We start from the raw sequence: 23,584 nt of genomic DNA on the forward strand, positions 1-23,584 counted from the left end.
TCAAGCGGCGAGAATTCGGGCTTCATGTGCCTTGAGGCAAGGCCGCGCCGTGGCGCCAAAAGCGCCCTTGTGGCTCCGCAGCTCCGGGAAAAGAAGAAACATCTCGTCCCGCGCGCAATCGCTGAGCGCCGCCAGGCCTTCATCGCCGGGATAAAAGCTCTCGGTGGCGGCATCGTTGGCATAGATGACTTCGTGCCGATCCAACATGAGGTGGATATAGGTCACCTCACCGCCCTCGATCCGGGCAGCGGCCGGATTATCAAGCAGATGACTCGCCGCGACCAGGACCTCGGGTTCGCCGAAGTACATCTGGGCCCGCGGCCCGGACCACAGCAGCCTGTGCTGCGGCGAAACGAGCAGGGGCGCCGTTGCCCCCGGCAGCAGGACCGGGTCCAGCCGGATGGGCGCGTGCTTGCCCTGGGCATGGACGGTACGGCTGCCGATCCAGCGCAACGGTTGCAGCCCGTTGTCGCGAGTCACGATGAGGTCACCTAGGCGCAGTGTCTCGATGGGGCGCGGCCCATGGGCGGTAGCGATCAACGTGCCGGGGGTGAAGCAGATGATGTTTTCGATGTTGGTGAACGACACCAGCGTGCCGTCGAACAGTTCGACCGTGCCTGCCAGTTCGCCAGGTAGGTTGGTGGTCAGGTTCAGGGTGTTGCGGTCGGCAACTCCACCCAGATCGAGGGTGTCGCCATTGATCTCGTCCTCTTCGTTCCCGATGATCGATATCGTCCCGCTGCCTGCCTCTCCCAGTTCAGTTAGAATGAACAGATCATCGCCCGCTCCGCCTTCAACGGCGTCACCTTGCGCGGCTTCGATGGTATCGTTTCCATCGCCGCCAAACACCTGATCGGCCCCGGTATTGCCAAGCAGCAGATCGCCCCCCCCCTGACCCGAGAGCGTGTCATCGCCGCTGCCTCCGTCGATTGTGTCGTTGCCGTCCTGCGGATTGCGAGTGTCAAAGTAGACGTCGCTGATCCAGACGGCTTGTGTCCCATTGAGGGCGTTGGCGTAGACGATTTCGATCGACTGAACCGGTCCGGCAATCTCGACCAGAACAGACCCCGACTCGTCCAGCGCGCTGTCGGATTGATTCCCGGCCGTTATCGTACTGCCGGACACCGTGTCGGGATTGGTTCCCGCACCCGAAGGGGTAAGGGTGATGGCGACCGGGTTGCCGTTTGCGTCAAAGGCACGGACCTCGAGAATGTCGCGATGATTGCGGTTGGCCCAGTCGACATCGTTGATGCGGAACATCACGTTCTCGACTTCGTCCTCGACATCGAAATCGGTGCGGGCCGAGAACTCTATTCGGGTCGTCGAGGTCGCGCCCCGGCCTTGCCCGGCGAGGTAAAGGGAGGAGTATTCGGATTGAACCTCGCCGCTGCGAACATAGCTCTCTTCACCGGTATCGACCTCGAAGACGGGATTGTTGTTGCCGTCGTCAGTGAAACTGACTGTTACATTCATGCGGCCGGTCGCCTGCGTGAAACCGGCAGAGAGGTCGGTGCCGTCGGTGCCTTCGGCAAACCAGTTCAGGGATTCGGTGCTACCACCCTGCCCATCGCCGTAGAGCAGGTCGTTTCCGTCGCCCCCTTGAATTTCGTCATCGCCGCTTCCCCCATAGACCAAGTCGTCTCCAAGACCCGAGTCGACGGTATCGTTCCCCTTGCTGGCAAAGACCTGATCTCCGAACCCGCCGGGGCCGGTTCCGTTGCCGCTATCGACCGAACTACCATTGTTGTCCACATAGCCATCGTCGATCAGGTCGTCGTTGTTGGTACCTTGAACCTTGTTGAATGGCGAGAAATACGGGGCCGACACTGTCTCGGCACCGGACAGAGTGCTGACCGGCCCCAGGTCGGGGACGAAATAAAGGCTTCCGTTGGTGGCCAGGTAGTACTGACCAGTTTCCAGCTCGTTGTTGTAGGTGGTGCTGCCAACAGTTCCCGACCAGGCCCATTCTCCAGAACCGATCAACTGGGCGGTGGTGAAATTGACCAGGGCGCCGCCGATGCTGGCGGCGAGCGACAAGTCCTGATCGATCCCGAGGGTTACGAGATAACCGCTGGGCATAGTTTCCACCTTCCACGCGTTTCTGCGTTGATTTCTCCCGGTTCATGGGACGGAAAGGGGATGAACCTGTTCCGCCAGTATCCTCAATAAAAGGCGACATTGGCGAGACAGAGGTCGGATTGAGGCCGATGTGGAAACATTTGTGTTAACTTTGTGAACAAAAAACCCGCGCCGGTTGGCGCGGGTGTCCCGTTTTGCCGGGCTGGATCAGGCTAACAGGTCGAAGTGTTCGGATAACGGCAGGCTGCGTGCCCTCTTGCCGGTGAGGTCGAACAGGGCGTTGCCAAGTGCGGGCATCGCCGGAGGCGTCCCGGGTTCTCCCACACCGCTGAGCCGGTTCTTTGTTTCCAGAATGCGCACATCGAACGCAGGCGTGTTGTGCATTCGCATGGCGTCATAGTCGGGAAAGTTCATCTGTTCGACTTCGCCGCCCGAGAAGGTGATCTGGCCGAAGCAGGCCGCCGACAGGCCATAGATCATGCCACCGACAAGCTGCGCCTCGACTGTGCCCGGGTCCAGCGCAAGACCCACATCCGCCGCGATCCATGCTCTGGCGATGCGAATGCCGGCGTCTTCGGCCACCACCTCGACAACCTGCGCGACCGGCGTGCCAAAGGAATAGGTGAAGGCCACGCCGCGCCCGACACCTTCGGGTGTCTTGCCGGTCCAGCCGGACATGTCGCGCACGGCCTCCAGCACGGCGGCGGCGGGGGCCCATTCGGCGCGCGCCAGTTCCAGCCGGAAATCGAGCGGGTCCCGTCCGGCGGCATGGGCCATTTCGTCGATGAACGTGTCGAAGAAGAACCCGTTCATGGAGGCGCCGACAGACCGCCAGAACCCGACCGGGATTGCCATGTCGGCCAGATAGCCACGCACGCGAAAATTGGGAATTGCGTAGGGTGCGTTGAACGCCGCATCCACGGTCGCCTTGTCCGGACCGGCCATCGGCAGGCCCAGCCAACGGCCAACACCCTGCTGCGCGCAGGATTGCGCGGCGATGCGGCCATCGACCACAACCGCTTTTCCATCCTGCACCGCGCCACGGAACCGGGCGATTGCGCCGGGGCGGTAGAAATCGTGGCGCATGTCCTCTTCGCGCGACCAGGTCACCTGAACCGGTACACCCTCCAGTTCCCGCGCCACACGCGCCGCCAGGACCGAGAAGTCCACTTCGCCGCGTCGCCCAAACCCACCGCCCATGTAGGTCGTGTGGATCTCGACCTGCTCGGGTTCCAGACCGACCGCCGTTGCGCAATGGTTCTGGACAAACACGGGCGCCTGATTGCCGCTCCAAACCTGCAACCGGTCACCGGTGAACAGCGCGGTCGCGCTCATCGGCTCCATGGTTGCATGCGCCAGGTAGGGAATGCGGTACTCGGCGTCGACTTCGGTGCTCCCGGCGGGCAGGGCAGAGGCGTCGCCGTCATCCCGGAGGGTCGAGTTCGCCTCACCGTCGAACGCGGCGGCGATGGTGTCGAAGATCTGTTCCGTCTCGGGCGGATAGGGTGCGTCTTCCCACGCGATCTCGACCGCGTCGAGCGCCTGCATCGCCAGCCAGGTGTTGCTGGCCACAACCGCGACACCGGTGCCGAGGTCCACGATCCTTTCGACGCCGGGCATGGCAAGCGCTGCACTGTCGTCAAAGGATTTCATGCCCGCGCCCAGGCGCGGCGACATGCGCAGGCTGGCGAATTTCATTCCAGGCAGGCGAACGTCGATCCCGAACTCGGCGGTACCGGTGGCCTTGCCCGCCATGTCGAGGCGCGGCTGAGTGCGCCCAAGCAGGCGCCATTCGGACGGGTTGCGCAGTGCGCCTTCGACCGGGTCGAGCCGGGCGGCCTCTTCGGCAAGTTCGGTGTATGCGATCTCGGTTCCATCCGGCGCGATAACCTTGCCGGCCTTGGTCGAGAGCCGGTCGCGGGGCACGCCCAAACGCTTGGCGGCGGCCTCTTTCAGGGTTTCCCGGGCCGCAGCACCCGCCTCGCGCATCCGCTCGAACCCGTCGACCATCGAGGTTGAGCCACCCGTCACTTGGGCGCCGATCAGCTTGCCGACGACTCCCAGCGTTTCCGCCAGGCCATGCATGAAGTCGGATTGATCATATCCTTTGCCCGGCAGCGCCTCTCCCATCAGAGCGGTGTTGTAATACGCCACCGCTGCCGGACCATGCAGGACCCTGACCTGATCCAGTTCGACATCCAGTTCCTCGGCGATCAGGGCGGCCCAGGTTGTCTGTACCCCCTGACCCATCTCGGCGCGTGGCGCAAAGAGCGTGATCCCCTCGGCATCAATCAGCACAAAGGGGTTGAGCGCGGCCTGTCCCGGTCCCGGTTTCAAGGGGTTGGGCGCCGGGCGCGAGACGTAATAGGCGCCAAATGCCACCCCGCCGACGATTGCGGCAGATCCGATCAGAAAGGTGCGGCGGGCGATCTTGCCAATGCTTGCCATGGATCAGGCCTCCTTCAGCTTGCTGGCAGCCGCGTGGATGGCGGCGCGGATGCGGGGATAGGTTCCACAGCGGCACAGATTGCCTTGCATGGCCTCGTCGATCTCTTGATCCGTCGGCGCCGGGTTGGTGCTCAGCAGCGCGGCGGCCTGCATGATCTGGCCAGACTGGCAGTACCCGCATTGCGCCACCTGATGATCGACCCAGGCCTGCTGGATCGCGGCCATCGCTTCAGGCGTGCCGAGGCCTTCGATCGTGGTGACCGACCCCCAAACATCGCCAAGCGCGACCTGGCAGCTGCGCACCGCCTCGCCGTCGATATGAACGGTACAGGCTCCACAGGCGGCGACGCCGCAGCCAAACTTGGTTCCGGTCAGCCCGATTTCGTCGCGCAGGACCCAAAGCAGGGGAACATCGTCGGGCAGGTCCACCTGGTGTGCCTTGCCGTTGATCGTCAGGGAGGTTGCCATGGTCGCCTCGTTTCTGAATGTCGGTTATGACAAAATGGTCATTATTTGTCAGGATGTCAATTGACAAAATCTGAAGCTTCTGTCAGTTCATGAACATGAAAGACGCGGATATCGATCCAAAGGTGAAGGCGATCCTCGAGTCGGCCTGGCAGGTTTTTGCGACCTATGGGTTTCGCAAGACCTCGATGGATGACATAGCGCGCGGCGCAAAGATGTCGCGTCCGGCGGTGTACCTTTATTACAAGAACAAAGAGGCGATCTTTCGCAGCCTTGTCGAGATGCATTACACGACCAAGACACAGGCCCTGAGCGCGGCGTTGAACGCCGACGCACCGGTGGAAACCCTGTTGCAAGCGGCCGTTGCCGCACAGGGGGACGGTGTGGCCACCTTATTGAACTCACCGCATGGGATGGAGCTGTTGGACGCTGGAACCTCCACCGCGCCCGATATTGTCGAGGCCGGAGAGGCCGGGTTGCAACGGGTCTATGCCGACTGGCTGCAACGCGAGAGCGACGCGGGCCGTATTCGGTTGGCCGACGATCCGGCAGAGGTCGCGGCGACAATTGCCGCCGCTCTCAAGGGGATCAAGATGACCGCGCCCGATTACGCGCGCTATACCGCGCGCGCCGCACAACTGGCGGCGCTGGTCGCGGCGGGGTTGACCGCCTAGGTGACACGGGCGCGAACCTTGTATTCAGGCCGGTCCCAAAGCCGGTTGTTCATCACGTCGGCCAGGATATCGACAGCAGCGCGCACGTCTCCTTCGTCGATGTAAAGCGGGGTGAAGCCGAAGCGCATGATATCGGGCGCGCGGAAATCGCCGATCACGCCGCGTGCGATCAGGGCCTGCATCGCGGCATAGCCATCGGCAAAGCGGAATGAGACCTGGCTGCCCCGCAGGTCAGCATCACGCGGGCTGGCCAGTGTCAGATCGGGGCAGGCGGCTTCGACCTCGGCGATGAAAAGTTCGGTCAGTTCAACCGATTTTCTGCGGATATCGGCCATTTCCGCCATGTCCCAGATGTCCATCGCGGCCGAGAGCGCCGTCAACTGGATCACTGGCGGAGTGCCGACCCGCATACGCTCGATCCCTGAGCCCGGACGGTAATCGAGGTCAAAGGCAAAGGGTGCCTCGTGCCCCAGCCAGCCGGACAGTGCCGGTCGCGCAGTGTCTGCGTGACGGGGGGCGACATAGATGAAGGCGGGGGCGCCGGGGCCGCCGTTGAGGTATTTGTACGTGCAGCCGACCGCGAAATCGGCGTTGCAACCTGACAGGTCGACGGGAAGGGCGCCTGCGGAATGGGCGAGGTCCCAGACTGTCAGCACACCTTTGGCATGGGCCTTGGCGGTCAGCGCCTTCATGTCGTGTTTGCGGCCCGTGCGATAGTCGACCTCGGTCAGCATCAGGACCGCGACCTCTTCGGTGATGGCCTCCTCGACGGCTTCGGGGTCGACCACGCGCAGCTCATACCTGTCGCCCAGCGAACGCAGCAACCCGTCGACCATATAGAGATCGGTGGGGAAATTGCCGTTGTCCGAGAGCACTACCTTACGTCCGGGGTTCAGTTCCAAAGCCGAGGCAACTGCTTGATAAACCTTGATAGAAAGCGTGTCGCCCATAACCACATGGCCGGGTTCCGCGCCGATGAGGCGGCCGATGCGGTCGCCCAGCTCGGTCGGCAGGCCCATCCATCCGGCCTTGTTCCAGCCGGTGATCAGCATCTGACCCCATTCGGCGGTCATCATGTCGCGGACCTTGCCGGCAGCGGCCTTGGGCAGGGGGCCCAGGGAATTGCCGTCGAGATACAGAACACCCTCGGGCAGGTCGAACATCGCTTTGGTCGCGGCAAAGTCGGTCATGGTGGCCTCACGTAGATATTTTAAGCCTAAAGCATCTTCGTGAGGAGATACGTCTTGTACCGCCGCAAGTCCAGCTTTTGTTTAAATTGGACACCCGCCAGCAGGGGGATTGACTGTTTTGTACACGGCTGCGGCGGCCTTGTTTTCCTTGTACATTTGGCTGCCGCGCACCGGTTGCTATCGGGAATCCGATGCGCGGCATCACAATAATTGATAACCCGGTCAGGTCTGGCCGCCCGCGATTTCGATGCATTGGCCGTTGATGCTTTGCGAGCCGGGGCCGACCAGCCAGAGGGCGGCTGCGGCGACCTCTTCGGGGTCGATGAGACGTTTGTGGCGGTTCTGGTTCACCATCAGTTTCAACGCGTCCTCGGCCCCCAGGCCGGTGCGCTGCGAGATCGAGGCGGTGTTGCGCTCGACGATGGGTGTGTCGACATAACCCGGGCAAAGCGCGTTGAACGTGTAAGGGGTGCCCATGAACTCTTCGGAATAGGTGCGGGTCAGACCGATCATGCCGTGTTTCGAGGCGGAATAGGCGCCCGCGCCGGGCGCGCCGCGCAAACCGGCGATGGAGGCGACCGTGATCACCCGGCCCCAATCGGTTTCCAGCATCGAGCGCAGGCTTTCGCGGATGGTCAGAAAGGCGCCGTCGAGATTGGTCGCCATGATGTCGCGCCAGAATGCCATGTCAGTCTTTTGCAGGGTCTTGCCGACCGCGATCCCGGCATTTGCGACGCAGATCTGCACCGGGCCGCGCGCCTCGACTGCCTGGGCGATGCCGGTGACGACCTCTTCTTCCTGACGCACATCCATTGCCAGGCCGAACATCCGGTCGCCCGCCACCTGTTCCAGCACCTCGGCGCGCCGTCCGGTGATCGTGACGAGCGCCCCTTGATCCGCGAGCGCGCGCGCAATCGCCAGACCGATCCCGGTGCCGCCGCCCGTGACCAGCGCGTGTTTTCCTTGCAAGCTCATTGCGCGTTCTCCCTGTTTTGACGTCAGACTAATTCCATGCAGCCCTGTGACAAGACGTTCCGTATCGTTCCGTTTCGTCTTATGCACAAATATGAATGAATCATGCGGAGGAGATTGCCATGCAGAAGATTTCAGGAATGCTGTTGATCCTTGCGGCCGGCGCCGCCGCAGCGAGCGAGGATATCGCCGATCAGTATCCGCAATCCGAGCTCTATTCGAAACCGGTCGAGGTCATCCCGCATGTGTTCTCGGCCATCGGCGCCACCGCGCCGCCGACCTATGAGAATGCCGGGCACAACAACAACCTGTCCTTCATCGTGACGGATGAGGGGGTGGTGGTGATCAATGCCGGGGCCTCGGCTCGGCTGGCCGCCGCCTTGCATGACGAGATCAAGAAGGTCACCGACCAGCCCGTGGTTCTGGTCATCAACGAGAACGGGCAGGGCCACGCCATGCTGGGCAACAGCTATTGGCGCGACCTTGGGATCGATGTTCTGGCCCATGTGGATGCGGTCGAGGAAACCACCCAAAACGGCGATTTCATCCTGATGGGGATGGAGCGGTACAATGGCGACCGGGCCGAGGGCACGCGGGTGGAACATGCGAATGTGACATTCGAGGATCGGTACGACCTGACGCTGGGCGGTGTGGCGATTGAAGTCATGCATATGGGCCCGGCGCATGATCCGGGCGATATCCAGGTCTGGATCCCCGAATGGAAGATCCTGATCGCGGGCGACATCGCCTTTCACGAGCGGATGCTGCCGATCTTTGAGCATACCTGCACCAGCTGCTGGCTGGAGACCTGGGAAACCAAGATGGAGCCGCTGGCCCCCACCTATGTGATCCCGGGCCATGGCCATCCGACCAACCTGGATCAGGTGCGGCGCTATACCTATGACTATCTGACCGACCTGCGCGAAAAGATCGGCGCCCATATCGAAGAGGGCGGCGACCTGGCGGGTGCCTACTACGTGGATCAGGAGCGCTGGCGCAACCTGGACACGTTCGAGGAACTGGCGACCAAGAATGCGGGCCGTGTCTTTGCCGAGATGGAGTGGGAGTAAGGGGCGGAACAATCGTTCCGATCCGGCGCAAGAACAGGAATATCCGCCCGGGCTGTGGCACCGCTGCCGCCGCCTTCTCCCTTATTGTCGCAGGGCGGTCGGTTTTTTTGCAAATCCTGTCGCAACCGGGTAGAGGTGCGCCATGAACGCTTGGGGATATTCGGGCGGATGCCCGGAAAGGAACGGCCATGCACCGCATTGACCTGCCGCCGATATGGCTGGCGGCCTTCATTGCCATGGCCTGGGCCCAACAGCGCTACTTCTCTTTTGGCCTGTCGCTGGACAGCGGCCTCGCCGACCTGATCGCAGGTCTGCTGATCGGGGGCGGGGTTTTGTTGCTGCTGCTGGCGGCGGCCGAGTTCCGCCGCCACCGCACCACCATCATTCCGCATCGGGCGCCGTCGGCCATGGTGCAGAGCGGCATCTACAAGCGCAGCCGCAACCCGATCTACCTGGGTGACGTGCTGATTCTGACCGGTGTGATTCTGCATCTCGACGCGGTTCTGTCGCTGGTTCTGGTGCCGGTCTTTGTCTGGCTGCTGGAAAAACGCTTCATCGTGCCCGAGGAGAACCGCCTCCGACGGCAATTCCGGGCGGATTTCGCCCGATATTCGCAGAAAACGCGACGCTGGATATAGGACATGACAGGACTGGACCTAACGTCGCGCATGCTGCGCTTGCGAAATAAAATTGCGCAAGATACATCTTTGCTTTGCAAACCTAACCGTGGCGCGTCCGATCTCCGGGCCGAATAGGGGGACCTGACTGGTGAAAATAGGCACACCAAAGGAAATTTTCGAGGGCGAGAACCGCGTCGCGATGACACCGGATTCCGCTTTGCAGTTGCAGAAGCTTGGCTATGACTGCGCGATCGAGAGCGGGGCCGGTGCGGCCGCCGGCTTCTCGGACGCGCTGTATGAGGCGGCGGGCGTTCAGATCATCAAGACCGCGGCGGCGCTGTGGAAAGAGGTCGATATCGTCGCAAAGGTGCGCCAGCCCGATGCGACCGAGCTGAAGCGGCTGAGCAAGGGCAAGACGCTGATCTCTTTCTTCAACCCGGCGGGGAACGAAGAGGGGATGGCGGCGGCCAAGTCCAAGGGCGCCAATGTGATCGCCATGGAGATGGTGCCGCGCATCAGCCGCGCCCAGAAGATGGACGCGCTGTCGTCGATGGCCAATATCGCGGGCTACCGCGCGGTGATCGAGGCGGGCAACAACTTTGGCCGCTTCTTCACCGGTCAGGTGACGGCGGCGGGCAAGGTGCCGCCGGCCAAGGTGCTGATCGTCGGCGCCGGTGTGGCCGGTCTGGCCGCCATCGGGACGTCGACCAGTCTGGGTGCGATCACCTATGCGTTCGACGTGCGGCCCGAAGTGGCCGAACAGGTCGAGTCGATGGGTGCCGAGTTCGTCTATCTCGATTTCGAGGAAGAGCAGCAGGATGGCGCGGCCACGGGCGGGTATGCCTCGGTCTCGTCCCCGGAATTCCGCGCGGCGCAGCTGGCCAAGTTCCGCGAGCTGGCGCCCGAGATGGATATCGTCATCACCACCGCGCTGATCCCCAACCGCGAGGCGCCGGAGCTGTGGACCGAGGACATGGTCGCGGCGATGAAGCCCGGCTCGGTCATCGTGGACCTTGCGGCGGAAAAGGGCGGCAACTGCAAGCTGACCGTCAAGGACGAGAAGATCGTTACCGAGAACGGTGTCACCATCATCGGGTATACCGATTTCCCCAGCCGCATGGCGGCGCAGGCCTCGACGCTTTATGCCACCAATATCCGTCACATGATGACCGATCTGACCCCCGAAAAGGACGGCCAGATCAACCACAACATGGAAGACGACGTGATCCGGGGCGCCACGGTGACGTTTGAGGGGGACATCACCTTCCCGCCGCCGCCGCCAAAGGTTCAGGCGATTGCGGCCAAGTCCAAGGAAAAGCCCAAGGAACTGACCCCCGAGGAGAAGCGTGCGAACGAGGTTGCGGCCTTCAAGGCGCAGACCAAGAACCAGGTGACGCTGCTGACCGTGGGCGGCCTGTTGCTGCTGCTGGTGGGGCTGGTGGCCCCGGCGAGCTTCATGCAGCATTTCATCGTCTTCGTGCTGGCGGTGTTCGTGGGCTTCCAGGTGATCTGGAACGTCTCGCACTCGCTGCACACGCCGCTGATGGCCGTGACCAACGCCATTTCGTCGATCATCATCCTGGGTGCGCTGATGCAGATCGGGTCGGGGTCGTTCCTGGTGATCCTGCTGGCCGGCCTGTCGGTCTTTATGGCCGGGATCAACATCTTCGGCGGCTTCCTCGTCACTCGGCGCATGCTCGCCATGTTCCAGAAATCGTAAGGAGTAGAGGGCAATGGAATTCGGATTCACCACTGCCGCCTATGTCGTTGCGGCTGTTCTCTTCATCCTCTCGCTGGGCGGCCTGTCGGGCCAGGAAAGCGCCAAGCGCGCTGTCTGGTACGGCATTGCGGGCATGGCTCTGGCGGTGTTCGCCACGCTCATCGGCCCCGGTGCGGGCCTGTGGCTGCTGTCGCTGATCCTGATCGCGGCGGGCGGCATCATCGGCACCTATGTCGCCAAGCGCGTGCAGATGACCGAGATGCCGCAGCTGGTCGCCGCGATGCACAGCCTCGTCGGTCTGGCCGCCGTGTTCGTCGGCTATAACGCGCATTTCGAGCTGGGCAATGTCCTGTCGATGACCGAAGAGGCCCGTCACGGGCTGGAGGGCTTTGCCGCGCTTCTGGCGCACAAGACCCCGATCGAACAGAACATCCTGCGGGTCGAGCTGTTCCTGGGCGTGTTCATCGGGGCGGTGACCTTTACCGGGTCGGTGGTCGCCTATGGCAAGCTGGCGGGCAAGGTCACCTCGGCCGCGACCAAGCTGCCGGGCGGTCATATGCTGAACGCCGGTGCGGCGGCGCTGTCGCTGATCTGTCTGATCTGGTACTTCAACTCGGGTGGTTTCCTGCCGCTCCTGATCATGACGCTGGCGGCTTTCTTCATCGGCTATCACCTGATCATGGGCATTGGCGGCGCCGACATGCCGGTGGTGGTGTCGATGCTGAACAGCTATTCGGGCTGGGCGGCGGCGGCCATCGGTTTCAGCCTTGGTAACGACCTGCTGATCGTGGTCGGCGCGTTGGTGGGTTCGTCCGGTGCGATCCTGTCCTATATCATGTGCAAGGCGATGAACCGCTCGTTCATCTCGGTGATCCTGGGCGGCTTTGGCGGCACCACGGGCCCGGCGATGGAGGTCGAGGGCGAACAGATCGCCATCGACGCCGAGGGCGTGGCCGCGGCGCTGAACGATGCCGACAGTGTCGTCATCATCCCCGGCTATGGCATGGCGGTGGCGCAGGCGCAGCAATCGGTCAGCGAACTGACCCGCAAGCTGCGCGCCAAGGGCAAGAACGTGCGTTTCGCCATCCACCCGGTGGCGGGCCGTCTGCCCGGGCACATGAACGTGCTGCTGGCCGAGGCCAAGGTGCCCTATGACATCGTGCTGGAGATGGACGAGATCAACGAGGACTTCCCCGATACCGATGTGGCCATCGTGATCGGCTCGAACGACATCGTGAACCCGGCCGCACAGGAAGACCCCAACAGCCCCATCGCCGGCATGCCGGTTCTGGAATGCTGGAAGGCGAAACAGGTGTTTGTCTCCAAGCGCGGGCAGGGCACCGGCTATTCAGGCATCGAGAACCCGCTGTTCTACAAGGAGAACACGCGCATGTTCTATGGCGACGCAAAGCAGTCGCTGGACAAGCTGCTGCCGATGATCGACTGATCCGGCTGAAACAATTGAGGAAAGGGGCGTCCATGCGGGCGCCCCTTTTCGTTTCCGGGCCTCGTTGCGGTGCGGGTTTTGCACCCGAGCGGCGGGATGTATGCCAATGTATCCCGTAACTGACTGAAATAAATAAATATTTGCTGTTGGATGCTGAGTGGATATAGTGCCCGGAAACCGGAGCCCCCCTATGACGCCCATTCAGGACCACCCCTTGCGCTTTGCGCTGGCCAACGAGCTGCATGCACGCCCCTTTCCCGTCTCGGACGCGCCCTGCACCGTGGCTTATCTGGCCATCAAGCAACCGGGCGTTGCCGCCGCGCGGGATCGCAGCTTGGATCGGGCGCATCTGATCGACCTGCTGGACCGTCATGGTGCGCCGCACCCGCAGCCCGATGCGACCCATTATGCCGGGCAGATCGGGCGGCACTGGCTGAAATGGGAAAGCCATACCGAGTTCGTGACCTATACCGCCTTTGCCACGGGGGTCAGCGAGCGGGCCTTCAACCCTGTGGACTTCGAGGTGTTTCCGCCCGACTGGCTGCATGCCGCACCGGGGCAGCGGGTGACATCGGCCCTGTTGCGGGTGGTCGAGCGGCCATCGGAGGATGAGATCCGCGAGCATCTGGCTGACTGGTTCGTGCCCGAAAGCCTGGCCGTGGCGCATGTTCTGGACCGCGCGGCGGTTGCGGCGGGCGATTTTCGCATCGATCCGGCGGGGCATATGCGCTTTGCCATCTTCGTTGCGCCGGAGACCGGCGAACGCCGGATCGGGCGGGTGATCCAGCGGTTGTGCGAGATCGAGACCTATAAGGCGATGTCGATGCTGGGGTTTGCCCGGATCAAGGATCTGGCGCCGCAGCTGGGCCAGCTTGACGCGCGGCTGACCGAGCTGACGGTTGAGATGTCGGACGACAACCACCGGGCCGAAGAGCTTTTGCCACAGCTCCTGTCCACCTCGGCCGAACTGGAAACCATGGCGGCGCGGTCCGAGTTCCGCTTTGGCGCGACCGGGGCTTATGAGGCGATTGTCGGGCAGCGTATCCAGTCGCTGCGCGAGGAGCGGTTTGGCGGGCGCCAGACCTTCGCCGATTTCATGCTGCGCCGATACGAGCCCGCCATGCGGACGGTGAAATCCACCGAACAGCGGTTGAAGCGGCTGTCGGACCGGGCGATCCGGGCAGGCGACCTGCTGCGCACCCGGGTCGATGTGGAACGCAGCGCCCAGAACCAGGCGCTCTTGGAGAGCATGGACCGCCGTGCCGATATGGCGCTGCGGCTGCAACACACGGTCGAGGGGCTGTCGGTGGTGGCGATCAGCTATTACGCGGTGTCGCTGGCGGGGTACCTGCTCTATCCCTTGACCGGCTTGGGGGTCAGCAAGGGGATGCTGACCGCTGCTGTCACTCTGCCGGTTGTGGCGGGCGTGTGGTGGTCGGTGCGGCGAATCCGGCGCCGTCTCGAATGATTGCATCGGTCAGCCTGGCCCCGAGTGCGACGGAGGCGAGCGCAAGGATTGCGGCAAGGCTGAGCGTGGGGACACCGGCCAGGCCGGCGCCCAGGGTGCAGCCGCCCGCCAGCACGCCACCCATGCCCATCAACGCGGCTCCGGCCAGATAGCGACCGGTCTGGCGCGGGCTTTCAAAGCTCTGCCAGCGGAAGCTGCCAAAGAGCAGCGCCGCGGCCAGCGCGCCCAGCAGCACGCCGCCCACCAGCCCGGTGCCGAAACCGGGGGTGATCGAGGTCGAGGCGATGGTGTAGAACAGCGTATCGGCGGCAGGGGCGGTGAAGGAGAGGCTCTCCATCGCGATAGGGTCAAACTCGTCAAACAGGACATAGCCGGTGCCGACCCAGCCCAGCGGCACCAGCAGGCCGATCAGGGCCGCGCCCAGCAAGGGGAGCGCCCGATTGCCCGAGCGCGCGGCGACCAACAGCGCGGCCAGCGCCAACGCGGCGGACCAGAGCGTAGCACCTCCGGGCAGGGTGGCCAGCGATACGGTCTCGCCCAGGTCAATGGTGAAAGTGCCAAGCGTGGTGCGCAGCGGTGCAAGCACGCCTTTCAGCATCGCATGGGCCACAATGGCAAAGACCACGAGTACGGTCAGCGCCCGCAGGTTGCCGGTGCCGCCCAGCACGGTGAGCCGTGAGATACAGCCGCGTGTCAGCACCATGCCGGCGCCGAACATCAGCCCGCCCAGCACCACCGCCAGCACCGGCAGGTCCGAGACGAGAAGGCGATGGTCGGCAAAGCTGATCAGCCCGACCGCCACGGCGGCCTGGGTACCCAGGATCGCGACGGCGAGCGCGGTGAACCAGACACCGGCGGCCTGGCGCGCATCCTCGCCCACCACGGCGCGGCGGAAACAGAACCGCGTCCGTTCGGCTAACAGGCCGAACAGAACGCCCAGGGTCAGGCCCAGAAGAACACTGATCTCTTTTGCGGTGGTCTCTTCGAAACCAAGGGACTCGAACATGGCAGCCTCACGGGGAATTGAGAATAATTTCCCAGATGAAGCGGTAAGCGGCGACAATCAAGCGTATCCGAATGTGTTCTGGTGTTCAGAAGTGGGATATTGTCCTGTGCAGAAGGATGTATTGAAAATGCTGTCCCGGCCTTTCTGGTTGGGCGAAACAAAAAGGCCGCCCGGGATCGGAGCGGCCTGTTCTTTGTTCTTATTTGACCTCAGCGGCCCCGGATGCGCGGGTCGAGCGCGTCGCGCAGGCCGTCGCCCAGATAGTTGACGCTGAGCACGGTGAGCGAGATCGCCAGACCGGGCCAGATCACCCGTTCGGGGAATTGTTGCAGATAGTCGACGCCATCGAACAACAGCCGCCCCCAGGTCGGGAAGTCGGGCGGGAAACCGAGACCCAGGAAACTGAGCGCGCTTTCGGTGATGATCGCGGTGGCGATACCAAGGGTGGCTGACACCATGATCGGCGACAACACGTTGGGCAGGATATGCCGGGTGATCAGCCGCGTGTTCGTGGTGCCGATCGAGCGGGCCGCCAGCACGAATTCGCGTTCCTTCAGCGCCAGCACATCGCCGCGCACGATCCGCGCGGTGGGCATCCATGAAGTAATGCCGATGGCCGACACGATGAGGATGAAGATCCCCCGCTCGAGCCCGAAGGCGGCGTTCAGCGGCTCGCGGAACAGCAGCATCATCACCAGCAGCAGCGGCAGCAGGGGCAGGGCGAGGAACAGGTCGGTGAGCCGCATCAGCGGCCCGTCGAGTTTGCGGAAGAACCCGGCCAGCACACCGACGAATGACCCGAGGATCAGCGACAGCATCATCGCGGTGATGCCAACCGAAACCGAGGTCGCGCCGCCTGCCATCATCCGGGCCAGCAGGTCGCGGCCCAATTGGTCGGTGCCAAAGGGATGCGCCAGGCTGGGCCCCTGGTTGCGCTCGCGGATGGCGGTCTTGGTCGGGTCGATATCCCAAAGATACGGGCCCAGATAGACAGCGGCCACGATCAGGAAGAACAGGGTCGCCCCCATCATCGCGCCCTTGTGCTGACGGAACTGGTCCCACACGTCATACCATTGGCTGCGCGGCGGTTTGGTGGGCTGGGGTTGGCTCAACTCAGTCATAGCGGATCCGCGGGTCAAGGATGCCATACAGGACGTCGGCGATCAGGTTGAAGAGTACGATCAGCACGGCAAAGATAAAGGTCAGGGTCTGCACCATCGGCAGGTCGTTGGCCTGAAGCGCACCGATCAGCAGCTGGCCGATGCCGTTCACCTTGAACACCTGCTCGGTGATGATGGCGCCGCCAAAGATCGAGGGAATGCCCAGCGCGATCACGGTCACCACCGGGATCATCGAGTTCCGCAGCACGTGGACCATCACGACGACATATTCGCTGAGCCCCTTGGCGCGGGCGGTGCGGACGTAATCCTGGTTCAGGTTGTCCAGCATCGAGGCGCGCATGAAACGGGAAAGCTGTGCGGTGATCTGGAGCGCCAGCACCATTACCGGCATGATCATCTGTTTGAGCTGATAGACGAAACTGTCCCAACTGTTGACCACATGTGTGGTGTCATAGATCGACGGGAACCAGCCAAGCTGCACCGAGAAGATCACGATCACCAGCACGCCCGAGAAGAAGGGGGGCACCGAGAAGCCCACCATCGAGACAAAGGTCCCGAGCTGGTCGAACCAGCTGTATTGCCGGTAGGCGGAATAGATGCCGATGGGCAGGGCGATAATGATGGCCACCACATAGGCGGTGCCGACCACCCACAGGGTCTGCGGGATACGCTGCACCACGATATCCATCACCGGCGAACGGGTCTGCCAAGAGATCACCCGCAGCTTGCCCTCGGAAAAGGCGGTGCCGAAGTAATGGTCGATCAGCACCTGCGGTTCGATCCAGAAGAACTGCACGATCCATTTCCAGAACCGGATATGCACCGGCTGGCCGAGACCCAGCGCCTCGCGCATCTTTTCCTTGACCTCGGGCGGAACCGTCAGCGGCACCTGTGCCATGGGATCGCCCGGGGCCAGTTCCAGCAGCAGGAAGATGACAAGACTGATGAACAAAAGCGTCGGAATTGCCAGAACCAGACGGCGGATGGTGAAGGTCAGCATTCGGGTGCGCCTTTGTTTACGAGTCTTTTTGTTGGGTCAGATGCCAATTGCCGCGCCCCGATCATGGATCGGGACGCGGCAGGAATGTGTTGGCCTTACTTGATGCGGTACCAGTCGGCTACGTTCCACAGCTCGCTGTCCCACACGTTCAGGACGACGCCGCCCAGCGTGTTGGAATGAGCCGACAGACGGCCACGGTGCACCAGCGGGATCATGCCGCCGTTTTCGACCATGATGTCGTTCAGGCGCTTGGCAATTTCCGCGCGTGCATCGGCACCGGCAGTCTTGGTCAGTTCGGCATGCAGCGCATCGTATTCTTCGTTGCAGAAGCGGCTGATGTTCTCACCCTGCCACTGGCTTTCGGGCTTGGGCGCCTTGTCGCACAGGCCGTTGGCCAGATAGGACTGCGGGTCGGTGCCGTTGAAGGTGTTGGCGTACATTTCCACGTCGGCATAGAACTTCTGGAAGGTGTCGGGCGAGCCCGGGTCACCACCGAAGAACACCGATGCGTTGATGTTGCGCAGTTCGGATTCGATACCGATCTCGGCCCACCACTCCTTGATCAGAGCCTGAAAGTCCTGACGCACGGCGTTGGTCGAGGTCTGGTAGACCACTTTCAGCGGCACGCCGTCCTTTTCGCGGACGCCGTCGCCGTCGCTGTCGACGATGCCGGCATCATCCAGCAGCTTCTTGGCGCCTTCGATGTCCTGAGTGTCGCAGGTGAATGTGTCCGAGTTCACGGCCGCAGGCGCCGGGACCCAGTTGCAGGTGACCTTGCCGGCCTGACCATAGCCGATCTCAACCAGCAGCGGCCGGTCGATGGCCATCGACATCGCCTTGTAGACAGCCGGATCCTTAAGGAAGGGATGCGGGTGCTTGGCGGTCGAGCGTTCGCCTTCGGGCAGGTCGGGCGAGGGGTTGGTCTGGTTCAGCATGATACGCTCGACCAGCGGACCAAAGCCCGCGACCGGGGTACCCTTGCCGCCCGCCTGCATCTGCTGGATCACCTCGGGCGCCAGCTGAAGGTTCCAGGCATAGTCGAACTCGCCGGTTTCCATCACGGCGCGACCGGCCGCGGTGGCATCGCCGCCGCCCTTGAAAGTCAGCGTGGCAAAGGCCGGTTTGTTCGGGTCACGATAGTTGTCGTTGGCCTTCATGGTGATCACGTCGTTCGGCTTGAACTCGGTGACGACAAAGGGGCCGGTGCCGATCGGGCCAAAGTTCTCGGTGGTGCATTCGGGGGCCTTGGCGCCCATGCAGTTCTCGAACTGGGCCTTCTGGATGATCGGGCTTTCGCCACCCACGAAGGGGCCATAGGGGAACGGGGTCGGCTTGTCGAAGGTGACCTTGACGGTCATGTCATCGAGCGCCTCGACCGAGGTTACGCCCTCGAACTTGGTGAGCTGCGCGCAGCCGCCTTCGGGATGCATGCAGTAGTCGGCGGTGAATTTCACGTCATGGGCGGTAAAGGCGCTGCCATCCGACCACTTGATGCCCGGCGCGATCTTCCAGGTGATCGAGGTCAGATCGGCGCTGACGCCGCCATTCTCGACGGTCGGAATCTCGGAGGCCAGGAAGGGTACCATGCCGCCGTTTTCGTCGTAACGGGCCAGCGGTTCGATGATCAGCGACGCGGATTCAACGTCCTTGGTGCCGCCTGACAGGAACGGGTTCAGGATCGAGGGGGCCTGCCAGTAGATGATGCTGACATTGCCGTCGGCGCCGCGCTCGGCAAAGGCCGCGGGGGCCAATGCGGTGCAGGCAATCGCACCCATAAGTAGGGTTTTGATCTTCATTTTACACTCCTTGTTGGACACGGATGTGTCATGATTATTCCGCATGATCTGCGGTTCTAGTGTTGCCGTTTTGGGCGCAAGACGTTGAAACTTATTCCAAAAACCACTCGCGTTACGCGAGTGCCTATCACTTCCCCCACAACGGTTACGTCGCGTATCGAAACAGAGTTTTGAAAAAATGCAAGCCTTGCCGTCGGGAAAACGGTCAATGCGTTTGACTCTTTGCCAGCGACAGCCGTAGCGTTTGGCAAACAAAAACATAAGGCGACCAAAGGGAGCGCGCGCGTGCTGGATCAGCCTATTGCCCAGATCAGAAAACTGAGAGTCGAGTTTCAGACCAAGGATGGCCCGGTTGTGGGGGTCGAAGACGTGTCGTTCGAGGTGCGTCCCGGCGAAACCGTGTGCATCGTCGGCGAATCAGGGTCCGGCAAGTCCGTCTCGTCGCTGTCGCTGATGCGGCTTGTCGAATTCGGCGGGGGTGACATCGCCGGTGGACAGCTTTTGTTCGACCGTGGCAAGGGCGGAGAGCTGGATCTGGCCAAGGTCGATCAGGACCAGATGCGCGATATTCGGGGCAACGAGATCGGAATGATCTTTCAGGAGCCGATGACGGCGCTGAACCCGGTGTTCACAGTGGGCCGGCAGTTGACCGAGGGGCTGCGGGTGCATCGCGGTCTCAGCCAGGCGGAGGCCGAGAAGCGGGCGCTGGAATTGTTGCGCCAGGTCCGCATCCCGGAACCCGAGCGGCGCCTGAAGCAATACCCGCACGAACTCAGCGGTGGTATGCGCCAGCGGGTGGTGATCGCGATGGCGATGGCTTGCCAGCCACGCCTTCTGATCGCGGATGAACCCACGACCGCGCTGGACGTGACCATCCAGGCCGAGATCCTGGCGCTGATGGATCGGCTCAAGCGCGAGACCGGGACGGCGGTGATGTTCATCACCCATGACATGGCGGTGGTGGCCCAGATGGCCGACCGCGTGGTCGTCATGTTCCGGGGCAACAAGGTCGAAGAGGGCACGGTCGAGGAAATCTTCGAGAACCCGCAGCATGCATATACCAAGGCGCTGCTGGCGGCGGTGCCGAAGCTGGGCGAAATGCGCGGCAAGGCCGCGCCCGAGCCGATGAAGCTGATGGGGGTCGCGGATCAGAAGATCGAGCCGATCATGGGCACTGACAAGCCCCTGCTGCGGGTCAAGGGGCTGACCACCAGATTTGCAGTCAAGGGCGGGTTTTTTCGTCGCACGGTCGCCAATGTGCATGCGGTCGAGGATGTCTCCTTTACCCTCAACAAGGGGCAGACGCTGAGCCTTGTGGGCGAATCGGGCTGTGGCAAATCATCCGCAGGGCGATCCATCTTGCGGCTTGTCGAACCGATGGCGGGCGAGATCAATCTGGACGGCGTCGATGTGATGCAACTCGACCAGTCGGGGTTGCGCAAGGCGCGGCTCGACATGCAGATGATCTTTCAGGACCCGTTCGCCTCGCTCAATCCGCAGATGCAGTTGCTGGAGCAGGTGGCCGAACCGATGCGCAACTATGGTGTTGCGAGCGGGTCCGAACTGGTGGACCGGGTTGCCTCGCTGTTCGACCGGGTGCAACTGCCGCGCAGCTTCATGCGCCGCTACCCACATGAGATGTCCGGCGGTCAGCGGCAGCGGATCGCAATCGCCCGGGCGCTGGCGCTGAACCCCAAGCTGATCGTCGCGGATGAGGCGGTCTCGGCGCTGGACGTGTCGGTGCAGGCACAGGTGCTGAACCTGATGATGGAATTGCAGGCCGATCTTGGCCTGAGCTATCTGTTCATCAGCCATGACATGGCGGTGGTCGAACGGGTCAGCCACAATGTGGGCGTCATGTATCTGGGCCGGATTGTCGAACTTGGCACGCGTGAGAAGGTGTTCGAGAACCCGCAGCACCCCTATACGCAGGCCTTGATGAAGGCGGTTCCGATTGCCGATCCCAGAATGCGGAAGTCGGAGAAGGATCTGAACTTCAAGCCGATCCCGTCCCCGATCCATCCGATTGGTTATGTGCCGGAACCGTCGCGCTATGACGAGGTCGAGCCGGGTCACTATGTGCTGACCACGGACAGCGGTTACTGATTGGGTGAAGAAAATGGCCGCGCGATTATCACCGCTGGCGATCATGACCAAGCTTGTGTCTTTCCCGACCGTCAGTCGAGATACCAACCTGCCGCTGGTGGATTGGCTTGAGGACTATCTTACGGGCCATGGGATCGAGACCCATCGCTGGATTGACCCCGAGCAGCCGCACAAGGCCGCGCTGATGGCGCATGCCGGTCCCCGTGTCGAGGGGGCGGTTGTGCTGTCGGGGCATAGCGACGTGGTGCCTGTTGACGGTCAGGACTGGGACAGCGACCCGTTCGCCGTGGTCGAGCGGGACGGCAAGTATTTCGGGCGTGGCACCTGCGACATGAAGGGGTTCGACGCGCTGGCGATCTGGGCGCTGGTCGAGGGGCACCATCGCGGGTTGAAGCGCCCGTTGCAGCTGGCGCTGAGTTTCGACGAGGAGCTTGGCTGCACCGGGGCGCCGCCGATGATTGCCGAGATGCAGAAGCTGCTGCCCAAGGGCAGCGCGGTCATTGTGGGCGAGCCGTCGATGATGCAGGCGGTGACCGGTCACAAGGGCGGGCAGACCTTTCGGATCGAGGTCTGGGGGCACGAGGTTCACAGCTCGATCATGCATACTGGCGTCAGCGCGGTGATGGAGGCCGCGCGGGTGATCCAATGGGCCAACGAGGTCAACGCGGCGGAAGCGGCACGCGCGCCGTCTGATGTGGCGGCGATGTTCGATCCACCGTTCACCACCCTGCATACGGGGCTGATCGAGGGCGGCACCGCGCAGAACATCACGGCGCGACAGTGCCGGTTTGACCTGGGGTTCCGGGCGGTCCCCGACCAGCCGCATGAAGACTGGCGGAGCCGCATCCTGGGCCGCATCGCCGAGGTGGAGCAGGCGATGCAGGCCGTTCACCCGGAGGCCCGCATTGATGTGGAAACCCGGTTTGGCGTGCCGGGGCTGGTGCCTGAGCAAGAGGGCGAGGCCGAGGCGCTTGCCCGCGCGCTGACCGGTGACAATGCCAGCCACGTGGTCAGTTACGGTACCGAGGCGGGCCAGTTTCAGGAAGCGGGATATTCCGCCGTGGTCTGTGGGCCAGGCGACATCGCCCAGGCGCATCAGGCGAACGAGTTCATATCCGTAGCGCAGTTCGAGGCCGGGCACGGGTTCATGCGCCGCCTGGTTGACCGGTTGGCCGCCTGATGCCGGTCGTGGAACAGCAGGAGAGACAGATATGCCGATAAAGAACCGACTTGCCGATCTGCATTCCGAGATCACCGGTTGGCGCCGTCATCTGCATGCGCACCCCGAGCTTATGTACGATGTGCATGAGACCGCGGGTTTCGTTGCCGAACGTCTGAAGGAGTTCGGGATCGACGACATCACCACTGGGGTCGGCAAGACCGGCGTGGTCGCGACGATCAAGGGCAAGAGCGACAGCAAGGGGCGGGTGATCGGCCTGCGCGCCGACATGGATGCACTGCCGATCACCGAGATCACCGGGCTCGACTATGCCTCGACCGTACCGGGCAAGATGCATGCCTGCGGCCATGACGGGCATACGGCGATGCTCTTGGGCGCGGCAAAATACTTGGCCGAGACGCGCAATTTCGATGGCACGGTCGTGCTGATCTTTCAGCCCGCCGAAGAGGGCGGCGCGGGCGGCAAGGCGATGTGCGACGACGGGTTGATGGACCGTTGGGGCATCCAGGAAGTCTATGGCATGCATAACGCGCCCGGAATTCCTGTGGGGACTTTCGCCATCCGGCCCGGGCCGCTGATGGCCTCGTCCGATGATTTCGAGATCGTGGTGACGGGCAAGGGCGGGCATGCCGCCTCGCCGCATGATGCGATTGACACGACGCTTGTCGCCTCGCAGATCGTGGTATCGCTGCATTCCATCGTGTCGCGCAATATCGACCCGTTGAAATCGGTGGTTCTGACCGTGGGGACGTTCAAGACCGATAGCGACGCGTCGAACATCATTGCGCATACGGTCCGGATGACGGGCACGGTGCGGACGCTGGACAGCGCATACCGCGCCATTGCCGAGGACCGGGTGCGCCGTGTGGCGACCGATATCGCCAGCGCCTATGGGGCAACGGCCGAGGTGAACTGGGCACCCGGTTATCCGGTGACGATAAATTCGGAGGCCGAAACCCAACACGCAATCGAGGCCGCGCGCGCGGTGTCCGGCAACGTGGATGAGGACACGCCGCCGATCATGCCCAGCGAAGATTTCTCCTACATGCTGGAAGAGCGGCCCGGCGCCTATATGTTCCTTGGTAATGGTGACACCGCACAATGCCATCACCCGGCCTATAACTTCGATGACGAGGCGATCCCGGTCGGATGCAGCTGGTTTGCCGAGATCGTCGAACGACGCATGCCCGCCGCCTGAGCGGGCCGAACGGACAGGAAGACA

Annotated in this window: 18 protein-coding genes; 9 read left to right on the forward strand and 9 right to left on the reverse strand. The window is 62.8% G+C overall.

Annotated features, from left to right (window positions below):
* The 3 genes from OE747_RS17565 to OE747_RS17575 all read right to left on the reverse strand — a co-directional run bounded on the left by OE747_RS17565 (window position 1) and on the right by OE747_RS17575 (window position 4,995).
* Window positions 1-2,079, reverse strand: coding sequence for a Hint domain-containing protein (locus tag OE747_RS17565; protein WP_263829852.1), 2,079 nt, complete (start codon window positions 2,077-2,079; stop codon window positions 1-3).
* Window positions 2,080-2,286: 207 nt separating this feature from the next.
* Window positions 2,287-4,527 carry a xanthine dehydrogenase family protein molybdopterin-binding subunit gene (locus OE747_RS17570; protein ID WP_263829853.1) on the reverse strand — a complete coding sequence of 747 codons (2,241 nt, stop codon included), beginning with the start codon at window positions 4,525-4,527 and terminating at the stop codon, window positions 2,287-2,289.
* A 3-nt stretch (window positions 4,528-4,530) separates the two neighbouring features.
* A complete protein-coding gene (locus OE747_RS17575) occupies window positions 4,531-4,995 on the reverse strand; it encodes a (2Fe-2S)-binding protein (protein WP_263829854.1) in 465 nt (154 codons plus the stop codon).
* A gap of 95 nt (window positions 4,996-5,090) precedes the next feature.
* On the opposite strand from OE747_RS17575, the gene OE747_RS17580 reads away from it, so the two are divergent.
* Window positions 5,091-5,666, forward strand: a complete 576-nt coding sequence (locus OE747_RS17580) for a TetR/AcrR family transcriptional regulator (protein ID WP_263829855.1) — start codon at window positions 5,091-5,093, stop codon at window positions 5,664-5,666.
* Here OE747_RS17580 and kynU read toward each other — a convergent pair.
* Complete coding sequence (gene kynU, locus OE747_RS17585; RefSeq protein WP_263829856.1) at window positions 5,663-6,856, reverse strand: kynureninase; 1,194 nt, start codon at window positions 6,854-6,856, stop codon at window positions 5,663-5,665. The genes OE747_RS17580 and kynU overlap by 4 nt on opposite strands.
* 222 nt (window positions 6,857-7,078) lie before the next feature.
* The gene (locus tag OE747_RS17590) at window positions 7,079-7,831 is read right to left on the reverse strand and encodes an SDR family NAD(P)-dependent oxidoreductase (protein ID WP_263829857.1); all 753 of its coding nucleotides are present in this window, start codon (window positions 7,829-7,831) and stop codon (window positions 7,079-7,081) included.
* Between the two features lie 119 nt (window positions 7,832-7,950).
* On the opposite strand from OE747_RS17590, the gene OE747_RS17595 reads away from it, so the two are divergent.
* The 5 genes from OE747_RS17595 to OE747_RS17615 all read left to right on the forward strand — a co-directional run bounded on the left by OE747_RS17595 (window position 7,951) and on the right by OE747_RS17615 (window position 14,153).
* Entirely contained in the window at window positions 7,951-8,898 is a 948-nt protein-coding gene (locus tag OE747_RS17595; protein WP_263829858.1) for an MBL fold metallo-hydrolase, read from the forward strand.
* 188 nt (window positions 8,899-9,086) lie between these two features.
* Window positions 9,087-9,536, forward strand: a complete 450-nt coding sequence (locus OE747_RS17600; RefSeq protein WP_263829859.1) for a methyltransferase family protein — start codon at window positions 9,087-9,089, stop codon at window positions 9,534-9,536.
* Window positions 9,537-9,666: 130 nt separating this feature from the next.
* Window positions 9,667-11,238 (forward strand): Re/Si-specific NAD(P)(+) transhydrogenase subunit alpha, encoded by a 1,572-nt coding sequence (locus tag OE747_RS17605; protein ID WP_263829860.1) that lies wholly within the window; start codon window positions 9,667-9,669, stop codon window positions 11,236-11,238.
* 13 nt (window positions 11,239-11,251) lie between these two features.
* Entirely contained in the window at window positions 11,252-12,685 is a 1,434-nt protein-coding gene (locus OE747_RS17610; protein WP_263829861.1) for an NAD(P)(+) transhydrogenase (Re/Si-specific) subunit beta, read from the forward strand.
* Between the two features lie 190 nt (window positions 12,686-12,875).
* Complete coding sequence (locus tag OE747_RS17615; protein ID WP_263829862.1) at window positions 12,876-14,153, forward strand: DUF3422 family protein; 1,278 nt, start codon at window positions 12,876-12,878, stop codon at window positions 14,151-14,153.
* Here OE747_RS17615 and OE747_RS17620 read toward each other — a convergent pair.
* The 4 genes from OE747_RS17620 to OE747_RS17635 form a co-directional block, all read right to left on the reverse strand.
* Window positions 14,089-15,159, reverse strand: a complete 1,071-nt coding sequence (locus tag OE747_RS17620; protein ID WP_263829863.1) for a YeeE/YedE family protein — start codon at window positions 15,157-15,159, stop codon at window positions 14,089-14,091. The genes OE747_RS17615 and OE747_RS17620 overlap by 65 nt on opposite strands.
* A 209-nt stretch (window positions 15,160-15,368) precedes the next feature.
* Entirely contained in the window at window positions 15,369-16,280 is a 912-nt protein-coding gene (locus OE747_RS17625; RefSeq protein WP_263829864.1) for an ABC transporter permease, read from the reverse strand.
* Complete coding sequence (locus tag OE747_RS17630) at window positions 16,273-17,280, reverse strand: ABC transporter permease (RefSeq protein ID WP_263829865.1); 1,008 nt, start codon at window positions 17,278-17,280, stop codon at window positions 16,273-16,275. Before OE747_RS17630 ends, OE747_RS17625 begins: the two co-directional genes overlap by 8 nt.
* A 95-nt stretch (window positions 17,281-17,375) precedes the next feature.
* Window positions 17,376-19,076: a peptide ABC transporter substrate-binding protein gene (locus tag OE747_RS17635; protein WP_263829866.1), complete on the reverse strand. Its 1,701-nt coding sequence runs from the start codon at window positions 19,074-19,076 to the stop codon at window positions 17,376-17,378.
* A 285-nt stretch (window positions 19,077-19,361) separates the two neighbouring features.
* On the opposite strand from OE747_RS17635, the gene OE747_RS17640 reads away from it, so the two are divergent.
* The 3 genes from OE747_RS17640 to OE747_RS17650 are packed head-to-tail and all read left to right on the forward strand — an operon-like array spanning window position 19,362 to window position 23,560.
* A complete protein-coding gene (locus OE747_RS17640) occupies window positions 19,362-21,182 on the forward strand; it encodes an ABC transporter ATP-binding protein (protein WP_263829867.1) in 1,821 nt (606 codons plus the stop codon).
* Window positions 21,183-21,195: 13 nt separating this feature from the next.
* Window positions 21,196-22,362 carry an acetylornithine deacetylase gene (gene argE / locus OE747_RS17645; RefSeq protein WP_263829868.1) on the forward strand — a complete coding sequence of 389 codons (1,167 nt, stop codon included), beginning with the start codon at window positions 21,196-21,198 and terminating at the stop codon, window positions 22,360-22,362.
* 31 nt (window positions 22,363-22,393) lie between these two features.
* Window positions 22,394-23,560 (forward strand): M20 aminoacylase family protein, encoded by a 1,167-nt coding sequence (locus OE747_RS17650; protein ID WP_263829869.1) that lies wholly within the window; start codon window positions 22,394-22,396, stop codon window positions 23,558-23,560.
* Window positions 23,561-23,584: the final 24 nt, after the last annotated feature.

Origin of the sequence: Ruegeria aquimaris, from assembly GCF_025751555.1 — a bacterium.
Classification (GTDB): Bacteria; Pseudomonadota; Alphaproteobacteria; order Rhodobacterales; family Rhodobacteraceae; genus Ruegeria_B; species Ruegeria_B aquimaris.

Bases quoted from the DNA above. Each gene is read 5' to 3' on its own strand.
- OE747_RS17565 (WP_263829852.1), bottom strand. From the start codon at position 2,079: ATGCCCAGCGGTTATCTCGTAACCCTCGGGATCGATCAGGACTTGTCG.
- OE747_RS17570 (WP_263829853.1), bottom strand. From the start codon at position 4,527: ATGGCAAGCATTGGCAAGATCGCCCGCCGCACCTTTCTGATCGGATCT.
- OE747_RS17575 (WP_263829854.1), bottom strand. From the start codon at position 4,995: ATGGCAACCTCCCTGACGATCAACGGCAAGGCACACCAGGTGGACCTG.
- OE747_RS17580 (WP_263829855.1), top strand. From the start codon at position 5,091: ATGAAAGACGCGGATATCGATCCAAAGGTGAAGGCGATCCTCGAGTCG.
- kynU (WP_263829856.1), bottom strand. From the start codon at position 6,856: ATGACCGACTTTGCCGCGACCAAAGCGATGTTCGACCTGCCCGAGGGT.
- OE747_RS17590 (WP_263829857.1), bottom strand. From the start codon at position 7,831: ATGAGCTTGCAAGGAAAACACGCGCTGGTCACGGGCGGCGGCACCGGG.
- OE747_RS17595 (WP_263829858.1), top strand. From the start codon at position 7,951: ATGCAGAAGATTTCAGGAATGCTGTTGATCCTTGCGGCCGGCGCCGCC.
- OE747_RS17600 (WP_263829859.1), top strand. From the start codon at position 9,087: ATGCACCGCATTGACCTGCCGCCGATATGGCTGGCGGCCTTCATTGCC.
- OE747_RS17610 (WP_263829861.1), top strand. From the start codon at position 11,252: ATGGAATTCGGATTCACCACTGCCGCCTATGTCGTTGCGGCTGTTCTC.
- OE747_RS17615 (WP_263829862.1), top strand. From the start codon at position 12,876: ATGACGCCCATTCAGGACCACCCCTTGCGCTTTGCGCTGGCCAACGAG.
- OE747_RS17620 (WP_263829863.1), bottom strand. From the start codon at position 15,159: ATGTTCGAGTCCCTTGGTTTCGAAGAGACCACCGCAAAAGAGATCAGT.
- OE747_RS17625 (WP_263829864.1), bottom strand. From the start codon at position 16,280: ATGACTGAGTTGAGCCAACCCCAGCCCACCAAACCGCCGCGCAGCCAA.
- OE747_RS17630 (WP_263829865.1), bottom strand. From the start codon at position 17,280: ATGCTGACCTTCACCATCCGCCGTCTGGTTCTGGCAATTCCGACGCTT.
- OE747_RS17635 (WP_263829866.1), bottom strand. From the start codon at position 19,076: ATGAAGATCAAAACCCTACTTATGGGTGCGATTGCCTGCACCGCATTG.
- argE (WP_263829868.1), top strand. From the start codon at position 21,196: ATGGCCGCGCGATTATCACCGCTGGCGATCATGACCAAGCTTGTGTCT.
- OE747_RS17650 (WP_263829869.1), top strand. From the start codon at position 22,394: ATGCCGATAAAGAACCGACTTGCCGATCTGCATTCCGAGATCACCGGT.